The sequence below is a fragment of the Actinokineospora baliensis genome (assembly GCF_016907695.1).
In the GTDB taxonomy this organism is placed as follows: Bacteria; Actinomycetota; Actinomycetes; order Mycobacteriales; family Pseudonocardiaceae; genus Actinokineospora; species Actinokineospora baliensis.
Window position 1 is genome coordinate 5,029,211 of sequence record NZ_JAFBCK010000001.1, and the last position, 17,132, is coordinate 5,046,342.

The window sequence follows — 17,132 nt, forward strand, 5'->3', positions numbered from 1 at the left end:
ATGAAACCAGTGACCCCTACCGTGTCAATGTCATATAGACCCCCGCTGACCAGCGAATATGGCAAGCCCTCCCTGTTCAGGAGCCTGCTTGTGCCCCGTAGGTGCAAGTTGCATCCCGTTGTCTCTCGTTCTGAGCGCCACCGAAACGCCACATGATCTGAGTTGCAATCAGGCATGGACGGCAGCAAGATGGCGCAACTCCATGCAGCCAGGTCCAGTCCGCCGCTGGCGTTGAGCGTTCCTGCCAAGCTCCGCCCGCAAGGCCATGGTCGTACCCAGACACACGTGAGCTGCACACTTAACCGCGGACGTTCAGGGCCATCCCAGGCTGCCGTCAACAATGGCCGACGTCAACACGAAGCACCGTCGCACAGGCAGATGCGTGCACTGTCGTAGGTGTCTGCAACCCTGTGCGGATGACGGTGGAGACGCTCTTCAGCGGCGGTCATCTCGATGCTCACCTGGTTGATCTTCAGCGTGACATCACCCAGCACCTCAACGCCCAAGGATGCGAGTCCATGCTGGTCACCCCCGAACCTGAGACGGTGGCACGCTTGGCCGCGCTGGTGTCATTGAAGTGTCCTCGGCTGGACCGCGACGGCGCCCGACTGCTGCCGGTCAGCGAAGAGCCAAGGCGCTATCACGAGTTCGGCGAGATGCAGGAGCGACGCGTAGCCGTATACACCCTGGCTGTCCCGATCGCTGGCGACGGCGACGTCCTGCGCCTCAGGCCAAGTCATGAAATCTCCCCACGTCCGCGAGGCTGGATCGGCCCCAGCGAGCTTCGCCTGTTCAGCGATGGAGATCGACCGGCCGAGCAGATTCGCGCGGACTTCGACCGCGCACTGGACGAAGTCCAGCAGTGCCTGGATTGGGTCCAGGTCGACATCGATCGCCATGAGCACTGGTTGAAGACCGAGTTGCCCCGACTGGTGGCCGCCAGACGCGCCAAACTGCTGAGGGATCGCGACGTGCAGGCGACGATCGGATTCCCTCTCCTGAGGCGGGACGACGCCGACCGGTACGCCGTCCCCATTCGTCAACAAACGATCAGCCTCGCACAACCTTCATCACAACCGGCTTCACGGGAGCCGTTCTTGGACAGCAGCCACTACGAAGCTGCGCTGGACGTCCTACGGAGTGCCCGCAACGCTCTTGAACGAACGCCATCGGTCGCCGCGGGGCTTGGAGAGGAGCAGATCCGCGACCTTATATTGATCTTTCTGAACGCACAGTTCAAGGGTGCCGCAGCAGGTGAGGTGTTCAATCGACGCGGTAAGACCGATATTTTGATTCGTGTCGATGACGGGAATGTCTTCGTCGGCGAGTGCAAGTTCTGGGATGGCTCGAAGAAGTTCACCGAAGCCATCGACCAACTGCTCGGCAATCTCGTCTGGCGCGATACTAAGGCTGCCCTGCTGCTCTTCATCCGAGCCGCTGACGTCACGCAGGTGACGACAAAGGCTATCGAGGCCGTTCAATCCCATACGAACTACAAGCGACGCGGCAAGGTCAGCGATGACGAGCGAACTGACTTCATCCTGCACGCGACGGGAGACCCCGAGCGCGAAGTTCAACTTGCTCTGATGCCTTTTCTGATCCCCAGGAAAGACTCGTGAGGCAGCAGCCCATCTCCATACGGATCGGGCAACTCCTGGCTTAACAGGAAGGAGGCGAGTGCCGGGCGGCCACGCCCAAGGCCCGCAGTAGAGGTGCGATGAGTTTGTCGGCAACTGCGGCTGGGGTGGTGACGAGTTGGTCGGTGGTGGCCGCAGTGACCCGTTCGTACTGATCTCGGGTGTAGGGATGACCTGGGTAGCCGAGTCCGCTATGCAGGTCGTTCCATGGGCGGACGCCGCGTAGCCGGTTCATGTGGATAGCCAGGTGCCATTGCCCCTGGTAGGCGGCATGTCGGTCGGCGAGTTCGCCAGTGAGGCCGACGAAGGAGCGGGTAAGGCCGACCAGCATGGCCGGGAACACGACCGGCGAAGGGGCTTCATCGGTGTGGAACTGGGAACCCAGGACGTCGGTTCCTCGGCCGCAAGTGAGTCGGAGGCCGCCGTCCTCGCGGACTAGCAAGTCGATCGCCGAGTTCTCCCCCACGCTGTATTCGTGGCTGAGGGTGGTGAAGGCGTGTCCGTCGGCTCGCCTGATCCGGTTGGGCAGGTTCCGCAGGTCGGGCTCGAACCCGTCGCCCCCGCGAGCCTTGCGGATCTGGTCGAGGGCTTGGTTGATGACTTGTGGTGCGTCTCCACGGCCGAGGAAGTCGACCATGATCTCGTCGGGTCCGGCGGCCGGTTGAGCGTAGAGGTAGATGTGGCTGTTGACCCTGCGATCCTCGGGTAGGGGGTCGTCGTCGATCATCAGCCGCAGGTCGGTGAGGACGTCGCGTTGAGTTCGTGCGCGGTCGGCGAGGATGGCGCGGACCTGTTCGTCGCTGAGTCGGATGTTGGCGCGGTCACCGCGGCCGTAGTACACGTGCTCCACCATGTGCGGCGCGAGGGGGCTGGGCGGGATGTGTACGAGCAGGCACCCATGTCCGAGACCGTCCGGATCGGGGATCTCGACACTGCGGACGGTCAAGCGCGGGTGGATCTTGTCGCGCGCGATCTGGTCGACGCGGTCGGCCAGGCCCGCCAGGTCAACCCCGAGCACCCTGCCCGCGTGACTGTTGTGGTCCTCGATGCCGATCACGAGCAGACCCCCGTCAACAGCCAAGGACGCGAGGTCCTTCGCGAGATCGGTGTTGATCGTGGGTTTGCCGCTGGGCAGCTCTTGCTTCAAGTCGACCCAGTGCGACTCGTCGAGCAGACCGCCAGCGGCGGCTTCGACGACGCTGGCCCATCCGGCCGGCGCCCAGCGTCCCTTGTCTGCTCCCAGGTAGGCAACGCTTCGCAGAGGTTCGGCCACCAAGAGGTTCTACCATTGGTCGATCGGGCTAGAGAGGCGACACGTCGGTACGTACTGGTTCACGCATCCTGTTGAGGGCTTCTGCCTCAGCAAGGAAGAACGCAGCGCAGTCTGCGATTGCACGTCGCTGGCCCTCGTCCTGAGCACGTGCCCAGTACCCAGCGAACGCGGTGGCGCCGTCGAGGATGGTCAGGCAGGTCCGGCCTGCAGCCTCGAAGTGGTCACCAAGCCGCCCGGCGGTCCCCAGGTACTGCCCGGCGCCATCGCCCTCGTCGTCGGGGCGAAGATAGTTACCGGCGTGGGCCCGGTTCAGCCTGCTGACCGTGGTGGCCCATCGCACGAAGGGTCTACCTACCGCTCGGGCAATCCTCCGAGCAGAGCACCCTCCTCTTGCGTTGGCGATCTTGGTACACCTGTTCGTATTCGTTGACGACAGCGTGTAGCGGAGGACGCCGATGCCTCGAACCAAGTCCAGGTTGTTCCTCTCCGTCTTGGTCGTCGTGGGTGCTGTGGCCTACTTCGGTCCGACCGAGGTGCTGGAGGCCGTGACCGGCCTCGTCGGGAACGATGATCCGGTGCTCATCGAGCAGAACGGGCGCCAGCTCCTGGTCGGTGGTGACGGGGAGTCCAAGGCCAGGAAGTGCACCGTTGAGGTCGCGTTGACCAGGCGCGTCTGTGGAGATGTGAAGGTAGTGGTGATCGACGCGGGGAAGATGCCGTTCATTGCTCGCAACATCCAACTGGCGTGGGGTGGAGGTCACCCTTCGATCCTGACCCGGAACTCCGCCAAGCAGGGCGCCAACCGGGCTGCGGCCTGTGGTTCCTTCGTGCCGAAGTACGGCGGGAGTTGCGACGAGTATGCCTTCGCGACCACCGACGAGGGTGGTTCCGGCGCCCGGACCGAGGAGGTTCCCTTGCGGGAGCAGCGGTGTCAGGGCGGTGCGATCAGTGCCGGGTACGCCAAGGCCAAGATCGGCCAAGGGGACAGTTTCCTGGTGGTCATCGCCACCCCGACCGCGGTCGCGGCGACCGCCTACACCGGAGCCGACGAGGCTCAGGAGCAGGTGGAACAATGCGCGCTGTGAACCGCTACACCTGGGCCGACACCGCCTTCGACCTGGCCTGGACCCTCGCGGTCATCACCGACCGACCCGAGCGCGACGTGCTCGCCGCCTACGGTGTGCGCGACGACGAACAGCCCGTCGACATGGTGTTCCAGGCGGCGCTGGACGAGCGCAACGAGCACTTCGACGACTACGGCTTGGTCCAACTCGCCCGCCGCGGGGGGCACCTGCTGGTCATCGAACCCAACGGGTGGGTCGGCAACGGCCCGGAACTCGCCCGGGCGTTGTCGCAGCCCCGTGGGCTGTTCGTGTCGGTCTACTGGAGCGCCAACGGTGACTTGCAGATCGTCCAGGCCCGGGACGGGCAGCTCACCGCCCGGTTCGACCCCACGTTCATCGGCCAACCGGCCGGTGCGGGCGACATGCTGCCCGGCTGGTGTGAACCCGAGGACTTCCCCCTCGACCATCTCAAATCCGCTAGCCTCGCCGTTGCGGAACGCGTCACTGGGGTGGCCTTCGAGGAGTCGTGGCTGACGGAACCGCTGCCGACCTACCGCCTCCTGACCTAGCCAGTCGCCGCAACCCGCCCAGTACTCCCGTGGAACACTCCAAGCGCAGCACGCAGGCCGGGGCGTCCAGTTGGAGGGCGATCTGCTCGTCTGGGGTGGCCACCTCTTCGACGCCAAGCAGCGTTTGCGTGCCTGAACCGCAGTGTTCGGCCGCCTCGGCGGCCCACGCGTCACCGCGGGGCCGCTCACGTATGGCATCGACACGCTCGCATCCTCGGCTTCAGTGCAAGCCACGAGGGTCCTAGTAGACCACCAGTACGTCCCTGGTTTCCCTTGGTCTGGGTCCGCGGCGGCGGCGAACGTTCGGTTCGGGGATGGCTCAGAAGGTCTGGTTGTGCCGATGCGGGTCGTCTGGGTGGTCGGTCGGAAGGTTCTGGGCGGGCGGGGGGTTGGTGAAGATCAACGGGTGACCGGACTGGGGGGCGGGGAATGGCTGGGAACAGCGAGGTGCGCGTTCTGGGACCGGTGGAGGTTCTGGTCGACGGGGTCGTGGTGGGGGTGGGGGCGGGGAAGCTGCGGGCGCTGGTCGGGGCGTTGGCGGTGCGGGCGGGGGAGTCGGTGTCCACTGGGGAGTTGGTGGGGTGGTTGTGGGGTGATGACGCGCCGGGGAGGCCGCGGCATACGGTGCAGATCTATGTGATGCGGCTGCGGAGGGTGCTGGGGGCCGAGGCGATCGAGACGACCGCGGACGGGTATCGGTTGGCGGTGGGGGTGGATCTGGTTCGGTTCGAGCGGCTGCTGGAGCGGGCGAGGTCCGCGGAGCCCGCCGAGGAGGCTGAGCTGCTGCGGGCCGCGGAGGCATTGTGGCGGGGGGAGCCGTTGGCGGACGTTGAGATCGAGGTGGTGCGGGAACGTGTAGTGCCGCGGTTGTGGGAGCTGCGGCTGGGGGCGGTGGAGCGGCGGGTCGAGTTGGACCTCGTGGCGGGGCGGCACGAGGTGATCGGGGAACTCAGGGCGCTGACCGCGGAGCACCCGTTGCGGGAACGGCTGTGGGCACTGCTCGTGCGGGCGTTGTCGCTGGCCGGGCGCGCGGGGGAGGCGATGGCGGCTTACCACCTGGTCCGGGCGGTGCTCGCCGACCAGTTGGGCGTGGACCCCGGTCCTGAGCTGCGGCAGCTGTTCCAGGACCTGCTGGACGGACCGCCCGCGCCGACCGCCGCCACTCCCGTCGAGCTGCCGCCCGACCTGCCGGACTTCGTGGGGCGCGATGACCTGCTCGACCAGGTCGCCGAGTTGCTCACGCCACGGGGCACCGCGATGCCGATCGTGGCCGTCGTGGGTCCGCCCGGGGTGGGCAAGACGGCCTTGGCGGTGCACCTGGCGCACCGGCTGCACGAACGGTTCCCGGACGGACGGCTGTTGCTGAACCTGCACGGCTACTCGACCCGACCGTCCACAACGGCCGAACAGGCGCTCGCGCACCTGCTCAGGACCCTCGGCGTGGCACCGGAACGCGTCCCGCTGGAGGTCGACGCGCAGTCGAACCTGCTGCGGGCCCTGTTGGCGGACAGGCGAGCACTGCTGGTGCTGGACAACGCTTCGGGTGCCGAGCAGGTCCGGTCGTTGCTGCCGTCTGGTCCCGGGTGCGCGGTGCTGATCACCAGCCGCGACGAGATGCGCGGGTTGGCCGTGACGCACGGGGCGCGCAAGGTGTCGGTCGGTGTGCTGACCGGCACCGAGGCGCGGCGGTTGCTGACCGAGGTGCTCGGCGCGGCGGTGGCGGCGGAGCCGGACGCGGCGACCATGCTGATCGAGGCGTGCGGGGCGCTGCCGCTGGCCCTGCGGATCGCCGCGGCCAACGTCGAGGGCAGCATCGATTCCTACGTGCGGGAACTGACCAGGCGCGACCGGCTGCGGGCGCTCACGGTCATCGGGGACGTCGCGGTGAGCTCCGCGTTCGACCTGTCCTATGCGGCACTGACCCCCGAGGCGCGACGGCTGTTCCGCCAGTGCGGGTTGTCGCCGACACCGGACGTCACCGCCGAGAGTGCGGCCGTGCTCGCCGGGATCGATGAGGACGAGGCTGCGGGCCTGTTGCGGGTGCTCGCCACGAGTCACCTGATCGAGCAGACGTTGCCTGGCCGCTTCCAGTTGCACGACCTGCTGCGCCTGTACGCAGTGGAACGCGCCAAGGTCGAGGACTCCGCGGGCGACCGCGAGGACGTGGTGCGGCGGTTGCTGACCTGGTACGTCGGGGTCGCCAACCACGCCGCGGACGTGCTCTACCCGGAGATGACCAGGCTGGCCGCGCCGCGCGTGACCGGGGCGTTCACCGACAACGGGTCCGCACTGTCCTGGTTGGACGGTGAGCGGCTCAACATCGCCGCCGTCGTGTGCCACGTGACCACTAATGGCCCGCACCAACCCGCGTGGCTGCTGGCCGACGCGCTGCGCGGGTACTTCCGGGGCCAATCAGACACAACGTCGTGGCGGGCGTCGGCGCGGGCGGGGTTGAAGGCGGCGACAGTGGCCGGTGACGACGAGGCCGTGGTCGCGATGCGGTTGAGCCTGGGTGCGATGCACGCCAGCCTCGGTGACCACACCAGCGCCGTCGAGCACTACGACGAGGCGTTGGCGTTGGCGGAGGAGATCGGGTCGGACCGGCTGGTGTCCGCGGTGCTCAACAACCTGGCCTGCACCTTGCAGGACCAGGGCGCGCTGGACGAGGCGGTCGACCGCTACGAGCGCGCCATCGTGCTGCAGCGGGCTTCGGGCACGGAGGCGAGGGCGGCGACGATGATGGTCAACCTCGGGTCGGCGTACTGGGAACTCGGCAGGCTCGGCGAGGCGCGGGGGATGTTCGAGGAGGCGCTGGTGGTGTCGCGCCGCACCGGGTCGCGGCGGGCGGAGGCCGAGGTGCTCGACAGCCTGGCCGGGGTCCACCTCGACCGGGGCGACACGGACCGGGCCATCGAGCACGCGGGCCGGGCGCTGCGGCTGGCCGAGTCGACCGGCCATCCCCGGCAGGTGGCGCAGGCGCACAACACGCTCGGCGCGGCCACGCTGCGCGCCGGGTCACCGGACAAGGCGGTCGAACACCACACGCTGGCCCTGGCCAAGGCCCGCGACCTGGGGTTCCGCCGGGCGCAGGTGGGCGCGCTGATCGGCCTCGCCGATGCCCACCGCGCGGCCGGGCGCCCGGCGGAAGCCGTGGAGCCGGGGCGGGAGGCGCTGGCGCTGACGGACGGGGTGGGCTTCCGGGGCCACCGGGGACTGGCCCTCGTGGCGCTGGGGCGCACCTTCCTCGACCTCGGCGACCAGGACCTCGCCGGGCGGCACGCGCGGCGGGCCCTGGAGGTCGACCGCGAGACCGGGCACCGGCTCGGGCAGGCGCGTGCGCTGCGGTTGCTGGGGGACGTGCTGGCGGTCGACGAGCCGCGCGCGGCCGATGCGCACTGGCGGGAGGCGCTCGGGTTGTTCGCGGGCATGGAGGTCGCCGAGGCGGCGGAACTGGCTTTGGCGCTGGGCTGATCCCCGCTATCACGGGGTGCGGGCGAACCGATGTCGAGCCGATGGGGGCCGCGGATACCGTCGGAATCGCGTTGCAGCACAAGCGATCTGGGGGATCGACGGGGGTTCACGACGGCGGCTGCCCCAGCCGACTCTGCTAGTCCACCGCCCCTTCCGTGCCGTCGGGTGGACAACCGAAGAGGAGTTACCGTGAGACTGCGCATGGCGCTCGCCGCCCTGCTCACCATGGTCGCGTCCCTGGGCCTGGTCGGCTCGGCGAACGCGGCACCGACAGCGACACAGCCCGAGTTCTCGCCCGCGGCGACGGGCGCCCAGAGCTTCCTGGTCGTCCGCAAGAACGGCGAACTGGTCCGCTGGGACAAGGCCTCCGGCAGCTACCAAACACAGCTGATCGGGCCGGGCTGGGTCGAGGACAACACCAAGCTGATCGCGAGCTTGAGCACCACCCAGCTGGTCGAGATCCGCAAGGACGGCACGCTGTGGGACTGGAAGTACACGGCCGCGGCCGGGTGGACCGGCTACCGCGTTGGTTCCGGCTGGGAGAACGTCACCTCGATCGCCGGGCTCGCCACTGACCGGTTCGTGGCGCTGACCGGTTCCTACACCCTCGAGGAGTGGTATTCCCCGTCGAGCAACCACAACTACTACAGCCAGGGAGTCTACTTCTCGCCATCCCCGCTCAAGCTGATCACCGGGTTGAGCTCGACGACCTTCCTCAGCATCGACACCTCGGGTGGCGCGCGCAGCTGGGTGCGGGGTACCGGTAGCTACACGAGCTACCTCATCACCGGCAACTGGAGCGACGTTCGTCTGGCCGCGGGCGTCAGCGCCACGCGGTTCGTGACCGCCCGCACCGACAACAGGCTGGTCGAGTGGAACCTGTCCGGCGCCAGTTGGTTCAGCACGGTCTACGGCACCGGCTGGGACGACGCCCGGCTGTTCGGCTGACCCTTCCCGGGCGGTGACCAGGTTCGTCCTGTGAGGAATGTCCCGGCAGCGCCCCGCTGCCGGGACACCCGGGCGTGGTCAGCCGGGGGTGTCGGTGTCGCCGAGGAGGGTGCGGAGGGTTTTTTCGTCTTTCTCGGTGAGGTTGGAGACGAAGCGGGTGAGGATGGAGGTGCGATCCGGCTCTGCGTCGAGGAGGCGGGTCATGCGCCAGGCTATGAGGGCGGCGGGGTCGGTGACGGCGGTGTAGCGGTAGGCGCGGCCGGAGCGTTCGCGGGTGACGGCCTTTTTCTCGTGCAGTCGGGTGAGGGTGGTCACCACGGCGCTGTAGGACAGGGTCCCGGACGGGTCGAGGCGTTCGAGGACTTCGCCGGGGGAGAGGGGCTCGCCTGCTTCGGCGAGGGTATTGAGCACGTGGGCGGCGAGTTCTCCTGGTTTGCGCCTGGGTGAGCCGCTCGGGTCTTCGTCGTTCACCCGCGCATGGTACATAGCCCTACCTGCGTCAATGGACTTTCGAGTCGGTACCCGGGCAGGATGATCCGGTCGTCGATCGAGGGGGCTTTGTGTTCGACCACTTCGCCTGGTCCGTGCTCGCCACGCCGGTGTTGGTGTTGGTGGTGTCGTGGTTGTTGGTCGACCGGTTGCGCCCGGACCTCGCGGCGCGGGTGTTCGCGGGGTCGGCGGTGGTGGCCGCGGCCGCCTCGACGGTCAATCTCGCGGCGTTCGCGCTCAAGGCGTTGGCCGAGTTGCCGGTGGTGGCGAGCTGGGGCGGTTGGTCGCACCAGCGTGTGGTCGACGACACCGCGCACGTCCCGTGGGTGTCCTGGGTGTCGCTCGGCTGGTTGATCGCCGTGGTCATCCTGGGGACGCGCGCCTGGCTGGTCCGTAGGCGCCAGTTCCGCGCGGTGAGCGGCGACTGGACGGACAGTGACGATGTCGTGGTCATCGATGACCCGAGGGTGGACGCCTTCGCGGTCCCCGGGCGGCCCGGACGCATCGTGGTCACGGCCGGGTTGAGCGAGTTGCTCGACGACCGCCAGTTCCGGGCCGTAGTCGCACACGAGCGCGCGCACCTCGACGGCGGTCACCACCGCCTCGTGTGGTGGGCGCGGATCGCCGCGGTCGCGCACCCGCTGCTGCGGCCGGTCGCCAGGCAGGTCGAGTACCTGGTGGAACGGGCCGCGGACGAGGCGGCCGCCGAGGTGATCGGTGATCGCGAGCAGGTCGGCCGCGCGATCGGGCACGCCGCGTTGGCCGCGTCGGGGAGTCGCGCTGAACGACCCGGCGGGGCGTTGATGGCCCTGGGCGCGTCCCCGGGGATCGTGCCGCGGCGGGTCGCCGCGTTGTTCGCTCCTGGCCGCGGTGGTCGGTGGTCCGGGGTGCTGTTGCCGCTGCTGGCCGTGGGCACTGTCGTGTGGACCGGCGAGTGCGTGTACGACCTGTTCGAGCTGCTCAGCCTGGCCGGGTGGGACGGTCCCTGAGGGCCTTGCTTCTACACGTCCGTGGAAGATAGGCTAGGCTAACCTCAGGCGATGGGCGTCGCCCGACGACCGGGTTCCGGTCGCGGGGAACGGCGGCCACCTCTTGACGCGCCACCGCGGTCGCACTGTCCCGTTCGGGCGACCCGGTGAGCGCGACCACCCCCAAGGTGCCAGCCGTGCGCGTTGCCGCGCCCGGCCGATGCCGCCTGCCCGTAGCCAGGAACGCCGAGGAGTGCGCCGATGTCCACCAACCCGTTCGACGACGAGAACGGGACGTTCCTCGTCCTGGTCAACGCCGAGCAGCAGCACTCGCTGTGGCCGGTGTTCGCCGACGTCCCCGCGGGCTGGACGGCCGTGTACGGGCCTGCCGACCGCCCGTCCTGTGTGGACTTCGTGGAGCGGGTCTGGACCGACATGCGGCCCGCGAGTCTGGTCGAGCGCATGGCGTCGGAGCAGGTGTAGTGACCGCCACCGCCCGAGCGGTGGCCGATCCGCTGCTGGTCGCCGCCGCCGTGGCGCGCCGCGCCGAACCCCCGTTCGTGCTCTACGAACGCGGCGGCCGGTGGGTGCTCGCGGCGGGAGCGCGGGCCCGGCTGCGGATGGACGGCATCGGCATCACCTGGACCACGCCCACCGGGCGCCGGTCGGTCCCGCTGGGGCCCGACCCGCTGGGCCAGGTCGCCGAGTTGCTCGCCACCTCGGGCCTGCCCACGTGGCGCGCCTACGGTTGGGCCGCGTTCGAGCTGGCCCGCCTGCTGCACCTCGGCCGAGCCGACGGTCCCCTGCTCGACCTGGTGATCCCCACCTACGAGCTGGTGATCGGCCCGGACGGCGTGCACGAGCACGGCACGGTCCCCGAGGGCCTGCGCGAGGTCGACGACCGGCCGTGGCCCGCGCCCACCGGCGACCTGGTCGACCCGGAGGCGCCGGACGCGGCCTACTCGGCCGCCGTGGTCGAGACCGTGCGCGCCATCCAGGCGGGCGGTCCGGACAAGGTCATCCTGTCCCGCGTCGTGCCGGTGCCCGTCGAGATCGACTTCCCGGCCACCTACGTCGCCGGGCGGCGCGGCAACACCCCGGCCCGGTCGTTCCTGCTCGACCTGGGCGGGCTGCGCGCCACCGGGTTCAGCCCCGAGACCGTGGTCGAGGTGGACGCGGCCGGTCGGGTCCGCACGCGGCCGCTGGCCGGGACCCGGGCCCTCATCGGGGATCCCGCGCGGGACCTGGCGACCCGGCGGGAACTGCTGGCCGACCCGAAGGAGATCTTCGAGCACGCGATTTCGGTGAAGCTCGCCCAGGACGAGTTGGCCGGGGTGTGCGCACCGGAGTCGGTCCGGGTTGAGGACTTCATGACCGTCAGCGAGCGCGGCAGCGTCCAGCACCTGGCGTCCCAGGTGCGCGGTGACCTGGCCCCCGGCCGCACGGCTTGGGACGCGTTCGCCGCGCTTTTCCCCGCCATCACCGCGTCCGGCATCCCCAAGGCGGCGGCTGTGGAAGCCATCGCAAAGCACGAGCCGCGCCGGGGCCTCTACAGCGGCGCGGTGCTGGCCGTCGACTCCGACGGCGGGTTCGACGCGGCCCTGGTGCTGCGCACCGTGTTCAGCTCGGGCGGCCGGACGTGGTTGCGCGCCGGGGCCGGGATCATCGCACTGTCCACACCGGAGCGCGAGTGGACGGAGACCTGCGAGAAGTTGCGCAGCATCTCCAGGTTCCTGGTGCCCGCCGAATCGAAGGGAACGGGCAGGTGAGCGCCGTGGACTACGACGCGCTGCTGGTCGCGGTCGCCGAGCTGACCGAGGAGGAGCCCGAGGACATCACCGCGGGCACGAACCTGTTCGAGCTGGGGCTCGACTCGATCGCGCTGATGAAGCTCGTCGGCGGGTGGCGCCGGGCAGGGGTCGCGGTCGACTTCGCCGAACTGGCCGCGAACCCCACGCTCGGGGCGTGGGCCGCGCTGCTGGCCGAGCGGGTCGCGCCGACGCAAGCCGTGGAGAGCGCGCCCGAGTCCGATGAGGACGGTCCGTTCTCGCTCGCGGTGCTGCAGCACGCCTACTGGATCGGCCGCGCCCCTGGCCAGCGCCTCGGGGGAGTCGCGGCGCACCTCTACACCGAGTTCGACGGCGCCGACGTGGACCCGGCACGGCTCACGGCCGCCGTCGAGCGGGTGATCGCCCGGCACGACATGCTGCGGGTCGTCCTGTCCGACAACGGGGACCAGCGGATCGCGCCGGAATCCGGGTGGCGGGGCCTGACCGTGCACGACCTGCGCGCGCACCCTGACCCCGAGGCCGAACTGGCCGCCATCCGCGACGCGAACTCCCACCAGTTGCTCGACATCGAGCACGGCGAGGTCTTCGCCACCGCCCTGAGCCTGCTCCCCAGCGGCCGCACCCGCCTGCACGTCGATGTCGACATGGTCGCCGCGGACGCGGTCAGCTACCGCGTCCTGCTCGCCGACATCGCCCGCTTCTACCAAGGCGACACCGACGACACCCAGCTCGACTACAGCTACCGCCGCTACCGGCGAGCAAGCCAGGACGACGAGAAGGCCGCCCGCTGGTGGCGCGACCGCCTCGCCACCCTCCCCGGCGCCCCCGAGCTGCCCATGGCCGCCCAGGAGTCCGACCGGCCGCGCGTGACCCGTCGCGCCGTGGTGCTCCCACCGGCCGAACGCGCCACCCTCGCCGAGCGCGCGAAGGAGCGCGGGGTGACCGTGGCGATGGCCGTGGCGACCGCGTTCGCCGAGGTCGTGGGCCGCTGGAGCGCCAGCGAGCGGTTCCTGCTCAACGTGCCGATGTTCGACCGGGAGCCCGTGCACCCGGATGTCGCCAACCTGGTCGGCGACTTCACCAGCTCGATCCTGCTCGCGGTCGACCTGACCGAACCCGCGACCTTCGTGGAACGAGCCCGCCAGGTGCAGCGCCGGGCGCACGAGGACGCCGCGCACGCCGGGTACAGCGGTGTGGAGGTGCTGCGTGACCTGACCCGCCTGCACGGCGAGCAGGTCCTGGCACCGGTCGTGTTCACCAGCGCGCTGAACCTGGGCGAGCTGTTCGACGCCCGGGTGCGGGCCAGTTTCGGCGCACCCGTGTGGATCATCTCGCAAGGCCCGCAGGTGCTGCTCGACGCCCAGGTGACCGAGCTCGACGGCGGCCTGTTGGTCAACTGGGACTGCCGCGACGACGAGGTCGCCGACGGCGTGCTCGACGCCATGTACACCGCGTTCGCCGACCTGGTCCACCTGCTCGCCGCCGACCAGACCGCGTGGGACGCGCCGGTTCCGGCGACGTTGCCCGAGGCCCAGCAGGTGCGCCGGGACCGCGCCAACGACACGGTTCTCGTGCGCCAGCGCGGCCTGCTGCACGAGGGCGTGTTCGCCCGCGCCGCCGAGGACCCGCACGCGCCCGCGATCGTCGGCGAGCAGGTGATCTCCTACGGGCAGCTCACCGACCGGGCTTTGCGGGTCGCGGGCGAGCTGGCCCGTCTCGGGGTCACGCCCGGCGACACCGTCGCGGTGCGGCTGCCGAAGGGACCGGAGCAGGTCATCGCGGTGCTGGGTGTGCTGGCCGCCGGTGGCACGTACGTGCCGATCGGGGTCGAGCAGCCGCAGGCCAGGGTGGACCGGATCGTCGCGTTGGCCAAGCCCCGCACGGTGATCACCGAGCTCCCGGACGGGGACCCGCTGCCCGAGCCGGTCTTCGTCGACCCCGCGCGAGCGGCGTACATCCTGTTCACCTCCGGCTCCACCGGTGAGCCCAAGGGCGTCGAGGTCCCGCACCAGGCCGCCATGGCCACCATCGACGACCTCATCGCCCGGTTCGACATCGGCGCTGGCGACCGCACCCTGGCGCTGTCCGCGCTCGACTTCGACCTGTCCGTGTTCGACCTGTTCGCCCCGCTGTCGGTGGGTGGAGCGGCGGTCCCAGTGACCGACGACCGCCGCGACGCCGCCGCCTGGGGTGCGCTGGTCGCCGCGCACCAGGTGACGATCGTCAACTGCGTGCCCGCGCTGCTGGACATGCTGCTGGCCTCCGGTGCCGACTGCTCGCCGCTGCGGCTGGTGCTGCTCGGCGGCGACTGGGTGGGCGTCGATCTGCCCGGACGCCTCGCCGACGCGGCCCCGGGGTGCCGGTTCGTGGCACTCGGCGGGACGACCGAGACGGCGATCCACTCCACGGTGTGCGAGGTGTCTGGTCCGGTGCCGCAGGACTGGCGCTCGGTGCCGTACGGAACGCCGTTGGGCGGCGTGCGGCTTCGGGTGGTCGACCAGCTCGGGCGGGACGCGCCGGACTGGGTGCCGGGTGAGCTGTGGATCGGCGGCGCCGGTGTCGCGGCGGGCTACCGGGGCGATCCCCAACGCACGGCCGACCGGTTCGTGATCAGCGACGGAGTGCGGTGGTACCGCACGGGCGATCTGGCCCGTTACCGCGGCGACGGGACCGTGGAGTTCCTCGGCAGGCGCGATCACCAGGTGAAGGTCAGGGGCTACCGGGTCGAACTGGGCGAGGTCGAGGCCGCGCTGCGGGCGAACCCGTCGATCACCGCGGCCATCGCCGTCGCCACCGCTGGCGGCTTGGGGGCGGGTGTCGTCGTCGATGGTCCGTTCGACGCCGATGCCGTGATGGCCGCCGCGCGGGAGTTGTTGCCCGCCCACATGGTGCCGGACGTCGTAGTCGCGATCGACGCCGTTCCGCTGTCGGCCAACGGGAAGGTCGACCGTGGCGCGGTTCGCACCTTGGTGGGTGCACCCGCTGCGGCCGGTGGGCCACCGCCGCGCACCGCGCTGGAGCGGGTCGTGGCGCTCGCGTGGCGGGAGGTGCTGGAGATCGACTTGGTCGGCGTCCACGACGAGTTCTTCCGCGTCGGCGGCGACTCGGTCCTCGCGACCGCGGTCATCGGGCACCTGCGCACCGCCCTGGACACCACAGAAGTCTCGGTCCGCGCCTTGTTCGGTGCGCCGACCGTCGAGGGCTTCGCCGCCGCGCTGGCCAGGGGGCAGCGCGAACCGGGGCGCCTCGAAGCGGTGGCCGAGCTGTTCTGGGAGATCGACGGGTTGTCCGACGACGAGGTCGCGGGCGAGTGGGCGGAGGCGCGATGAGCGGACTCATCGACGGTGCGGTCGGCTGGCCGGAGGAGTTCGCCGCCGTCTACCGGGAACGCGGCTACTGGCGGGGGGACACCCTCGGCGGGCTGCTGCGATCGTGGGCCGAGCGCTCCGGCGACGACATCGCCGTCGTCTCGGGCGACGAGCGGATCAGCTACCAGGAACTGGACCACAGGGCGGACGTCCTGGCAGCGGGACTGCTCAACCTGGGCATTGCCCGCGACGCCCGACTCGTGGTCCAGCTCCCGAACGTGCCTGAGTTCGTGGTGCTGCTGTTCGCCCTGGCCAGGATCGGCGCGGTACCGGTGATGGCGCTGCCCGCGCACCGGCGCGCGGAGATCGCGCACCTCGTGGAGCTCTCCGACGCCGTCGGGTACGTCATCCCCGATGTGTTCCAAGGGTTCGACCACCGCACTCTGGCCGCGGAGCTCGACATCGAGCACGTTCTCGTGGTCGGCGACCCGGGTAAGCACACCGCGCTGGCGGCGGTAGCGGGCGAACCCCGCGAGCTCCCGCCGGTGGACCCGGCAGCGGTCGCCGTCCTGCTCATCTCCGGTGGCACCACCGGACGTCCCAAACTGATCCCGCGCACGCACGACGACTACGCCTACAACGCGCGCGCCAGCGCCGAGGTCTGCGAGCTCACCAAGGCCGACCGCTACTTGGTGGCGTTGCCCGTCGCGCACAACTTTCCGCTCGCCTGCCCGGGAGTGCTGGGGATCCTCGGGGTCGGCGGCACTGCGGTGATGGCTCCCGCGCCCAGCCCGGACGTCGCTTTCCCCTTGATCGATCGCGAAGGCGTGACCGTGTCCGCACTGGTCCCGCCGATGGCCCGGATGTGGGTCGACGCCACCGAGTGGTCCACAGAGGACCTATCGACCCTGCGGCTGCTCGAGGTCGGCGGCGCCAAGATGGACCCTGACCTCGCCCGCGCGGTGCCGCCCGCCCTCGGATGCGCCGTCCAGCAGGTGTTCGGCATGGCCGAAGGTCTGCTCAACTACACGCGCGCCGACGACTCGGCGGACCTGGTGGAGCACACCCAAGGCAGGCCGCTCAGCCCCGACGACGAGGTCCGTGTGGTCGACGCCGAAGGCCACGACGTCGCGCCGGGCGAGATCGGGGAGCTGCTGACCCGAGGCCCCTACACCCTGCGCGGCTACTACCGCGCCGAGCAGTACAACGCGACGGCGTTCACCCCGGACGGCTTCTACCGCAGCGGCGACCTGGTGCGGCAGCTGCCCAGCGGCCACCTCGTGGTCGAGGGCCGGATCAAGGACGTGATCAACCGCGGCGGCGAGAAGGTGCCCGCGGGCGAGCTGGAGGACCTGCTGCTGGCCCACCCCGCCGTCGCGCAGGCCGCCGCCATCGGGCTGCCGGACGACACGCTCGGCGAACTGGTGTGCGCGGTGATCGTCGCCGCCGGGACCCCGCCCAAGCTCAAGCAGCTGCGGGCGCACCTCGCCGAACAGGGCCTGGCCAGGTACAAGCAGCCCGACCGGCTCGTCGTGCTCGACGAGTTGCCGCTCACCGCCGTCGGCAAGATCAGCAAACGCGACCTCGTCGCCCGGCTCGGCTGACCCCGTGCCCA

General features: G+C 70.1%; 12 protein-coding genes. 10 read left to right on the forward strand and 2 right to left on the reverse strand.

Translation table 11 applies throughout. The annotated features are described in order from the left end of the window. Positions 1-416 precede the first annotated feature (416 nt). Positions 417-1,619 carry a hypothetical protein gene (locus JOD54_RS22985; protein WP_204453020.1) on the forward strand — a complete coding sequence of 401 codons (1,203 nt, stop codon included), beginning with the start codon at positions 417-419 and terminating at the stop codon, positions 1,617-1,619. Positions 1,620-1,659: 40 nt separating this feature from the next. On the opposite strand, the gene JOD54_RS22990 is transcribed toward JOD54_RS22985, so the two are convergent. Further along, positions 1,660-2,910 carry an AlbA family DNA-binding domain-containing protein gene (locus JOD54_RS22990; RefSeq protein WP_204453022.1) on the reverse strand — a complete coding sequence of 417 codons (1,251 nt, stop codon included), beginning with the start codon at positions 2,908-2,910 and terminating at the stop codon, positions 1,660-1,662. Positions 2,911-3,365: 455 nt separating this feature from the next. On the opposite strand from JOD54_RS22990, the gene JOD54_RS22995 reads away from it, so the two are divergent. The 4 genes from JOD54_RS22995 to JOD54_RS23010 all read left to right on the forward strand — a co-directional run bounded on the left by JOD54_RS22995 (position 3,366) and on the right by JOD54_RS23010 (position 8,962). Further along, positions 3,366-3,995 (forward strand): NucA/NucB deoxyribonuclease domain-containing protein, encoded by a 630-nt coding sequence (locus JOD54_RS22995; RefSeq protein ID WP_204453023.1) that lies wholly within the window; start codon positions 3,366-3,368, stop codon positions 3,993-3,995. After that, entirely contained in the window at positions 3,983-4,543 is a 561-nt protein-coding gene (locus tag JOD54_RS23000; protein ID WP_204453025.1) for a DUF6461 domain-containing protein, read from the forward strand. Before JOD54_RS22995 ends, JOD54_RS23000 begins: the two co-directional genes overlap by 13 nt. A gap of 447 nt (positions 4,544-4,990) precedes the next feature. Further along, positions 4,991-8,014, forward strand: coding sequence for an AfsR/SARP family transcriptional regulator (locus JOD54_RS23005; protein ID WP_204453027.1), 3,024 nt, complete (start codon positions 4,991-4,993; stop codon positions 8,012-8,014). A gap of 189 nt (positions 8,015-8,203) precedes the next feature. After that, on the forward strand, positions 8,204-8,962 hold the full coding sequence (locus JOD54_RS23010; RefSeq protein ID WP_204453028.1) for a hypothetical protein: 759 nt from the start codon (positions 8,204-8,206) through the stop codon (positions 8,960-8,962). A gap of 78 nt (positions 8,963-9,040) precedes the next feature. On the opposite strand, the gene JOD54_RS23015 is transcribed toward JOD54_RS23010, so the two are convergent. Next, complete coding sequence (locus JOD54_RS23015; RefSeq protein ID WP_307860217.1) at positions 9,041-9,433, reverse strand: BlaI/MecI/CopY family transcriptional regulator; 393 nt, start codon at positions 9,431-9,433, stop codon at positions 9,041-9,043. An 89-nt stretch (positions 9,434-9,522) separates the two neighbouring features. Here JOD54_RS23015 and JOD54_RS23020 point away from each other — a divergent pair, with 89 nt between their 5' ends. The 5 genes from JOD54_RS23020 to JOD54_RS23040 all read left to right on the forward strand — a co-directional run bounded on the left by JOD54_RS23020 (position 9,523) and on the right by JOD54_RS23040 (position 17,121). Then, entirely contained in the window at positions 9,523-10,440 is a 918-nt protein-coding gene (locus JOD54_RS23020; RefSeq protein WP_204453030.1) for a M48 family metalloprotease, read from the forward strand. A 240-nt stretch (positions 10,441-10,680) separates the two neighbouring features. Next, positions 10,681-10,902, forward strand: a complete 222-nt coding sequence (locus tag JOD54_RS23025) for an MbtH family protein (protein ID WP_204453031.1) — start codon at positions 10,681-10,683, stop codon at positions 10,900-10,902. Further along, positions 10,902-12,188 (forward strand): salicylate synthase, encoded by a 1,287-nt coding sequence (locus JOD54_RS23030; RefSeq protein ID WP_307860218.1) that lies wholly within the window; start codon positions 10,902-10,904, stop codon positions 12,186-12,188. Before JOD54_RS23025 ends, JOD54_RS23030 begins: the two co-directional genes overlap by 1 nt. Then, positions 12,185-15,538, forward strand: coding sequence for a non-ribosomal peptide synthetase (locus JOD54_RS23035; protein ID WP_307860219.1), 3,354 nt, complete (start codon positions 12,185-12,187; stop codon positions 15,536-15,538). Before JOD54_RS23030 ends, JOD54_RS23035 begins: the two co-directional genes overlap by 4 nt. After that, positions 15,535-17,121: a (2,3-dihydroxybenzoyl)adenylate synthase gene (locus JOD54_RS23040; protein ID WP_204453032.1), complete on the forward strand. Its 1,587-nt coding sequence runs from the start codon at positions 15,535-15,537 to the stop codon at positions 17,119-17,121. The genes JOD54_RS23035 and JOD54_RS23040 overlap by 4 nt, the downstream gene beginning before the upstream one ends. The last annotated feature ends 11 nt before the right edge of the window (positions 17,122-17,132 follow it).

What these genes read in the sequence shown, in the direction of transcription:
- JOD54_RS22995 (WP_204453023.1), top strand. Translation starts at nt 3,366, where the DNA reads ATGCCTCGAACCAAGTCCAGGTTGTTCCTCTCCGTCTTGGTCGTCGTG.
- JOD54_RS23000 (WP_204453025.1), top strand. Translation starts at nt 3,983, where the DNA reads ATGCGCGCTGTGAACCGCTACACCTGGGCCGACACCGCCTTCGACCTG.
- JOD54_RS23025 (WP_204453031.1), top strand. Translation starts at nt 10,681, where the DNA reads ATGTCCACCAACCCGTTCGACGACGAGAACGGGACGTTCCTCGTCCTG.
- JOD54_RS22985 (WP_204453020.1), top strand. Translation starts at nt 417, where the DNA reads ATGACGGTGGAGACGCTCTTCAGCGGCGGTCATCTCGATGCTCACCTG.
- JOD54_RS23040 (WP_204453032.1), top strand. Translation starts at nt 15,535, where the DNA reads ATGAGCGGACTCATCGACGGTGCGGTCGGCTGGCCGGAGGAGTTCGCC.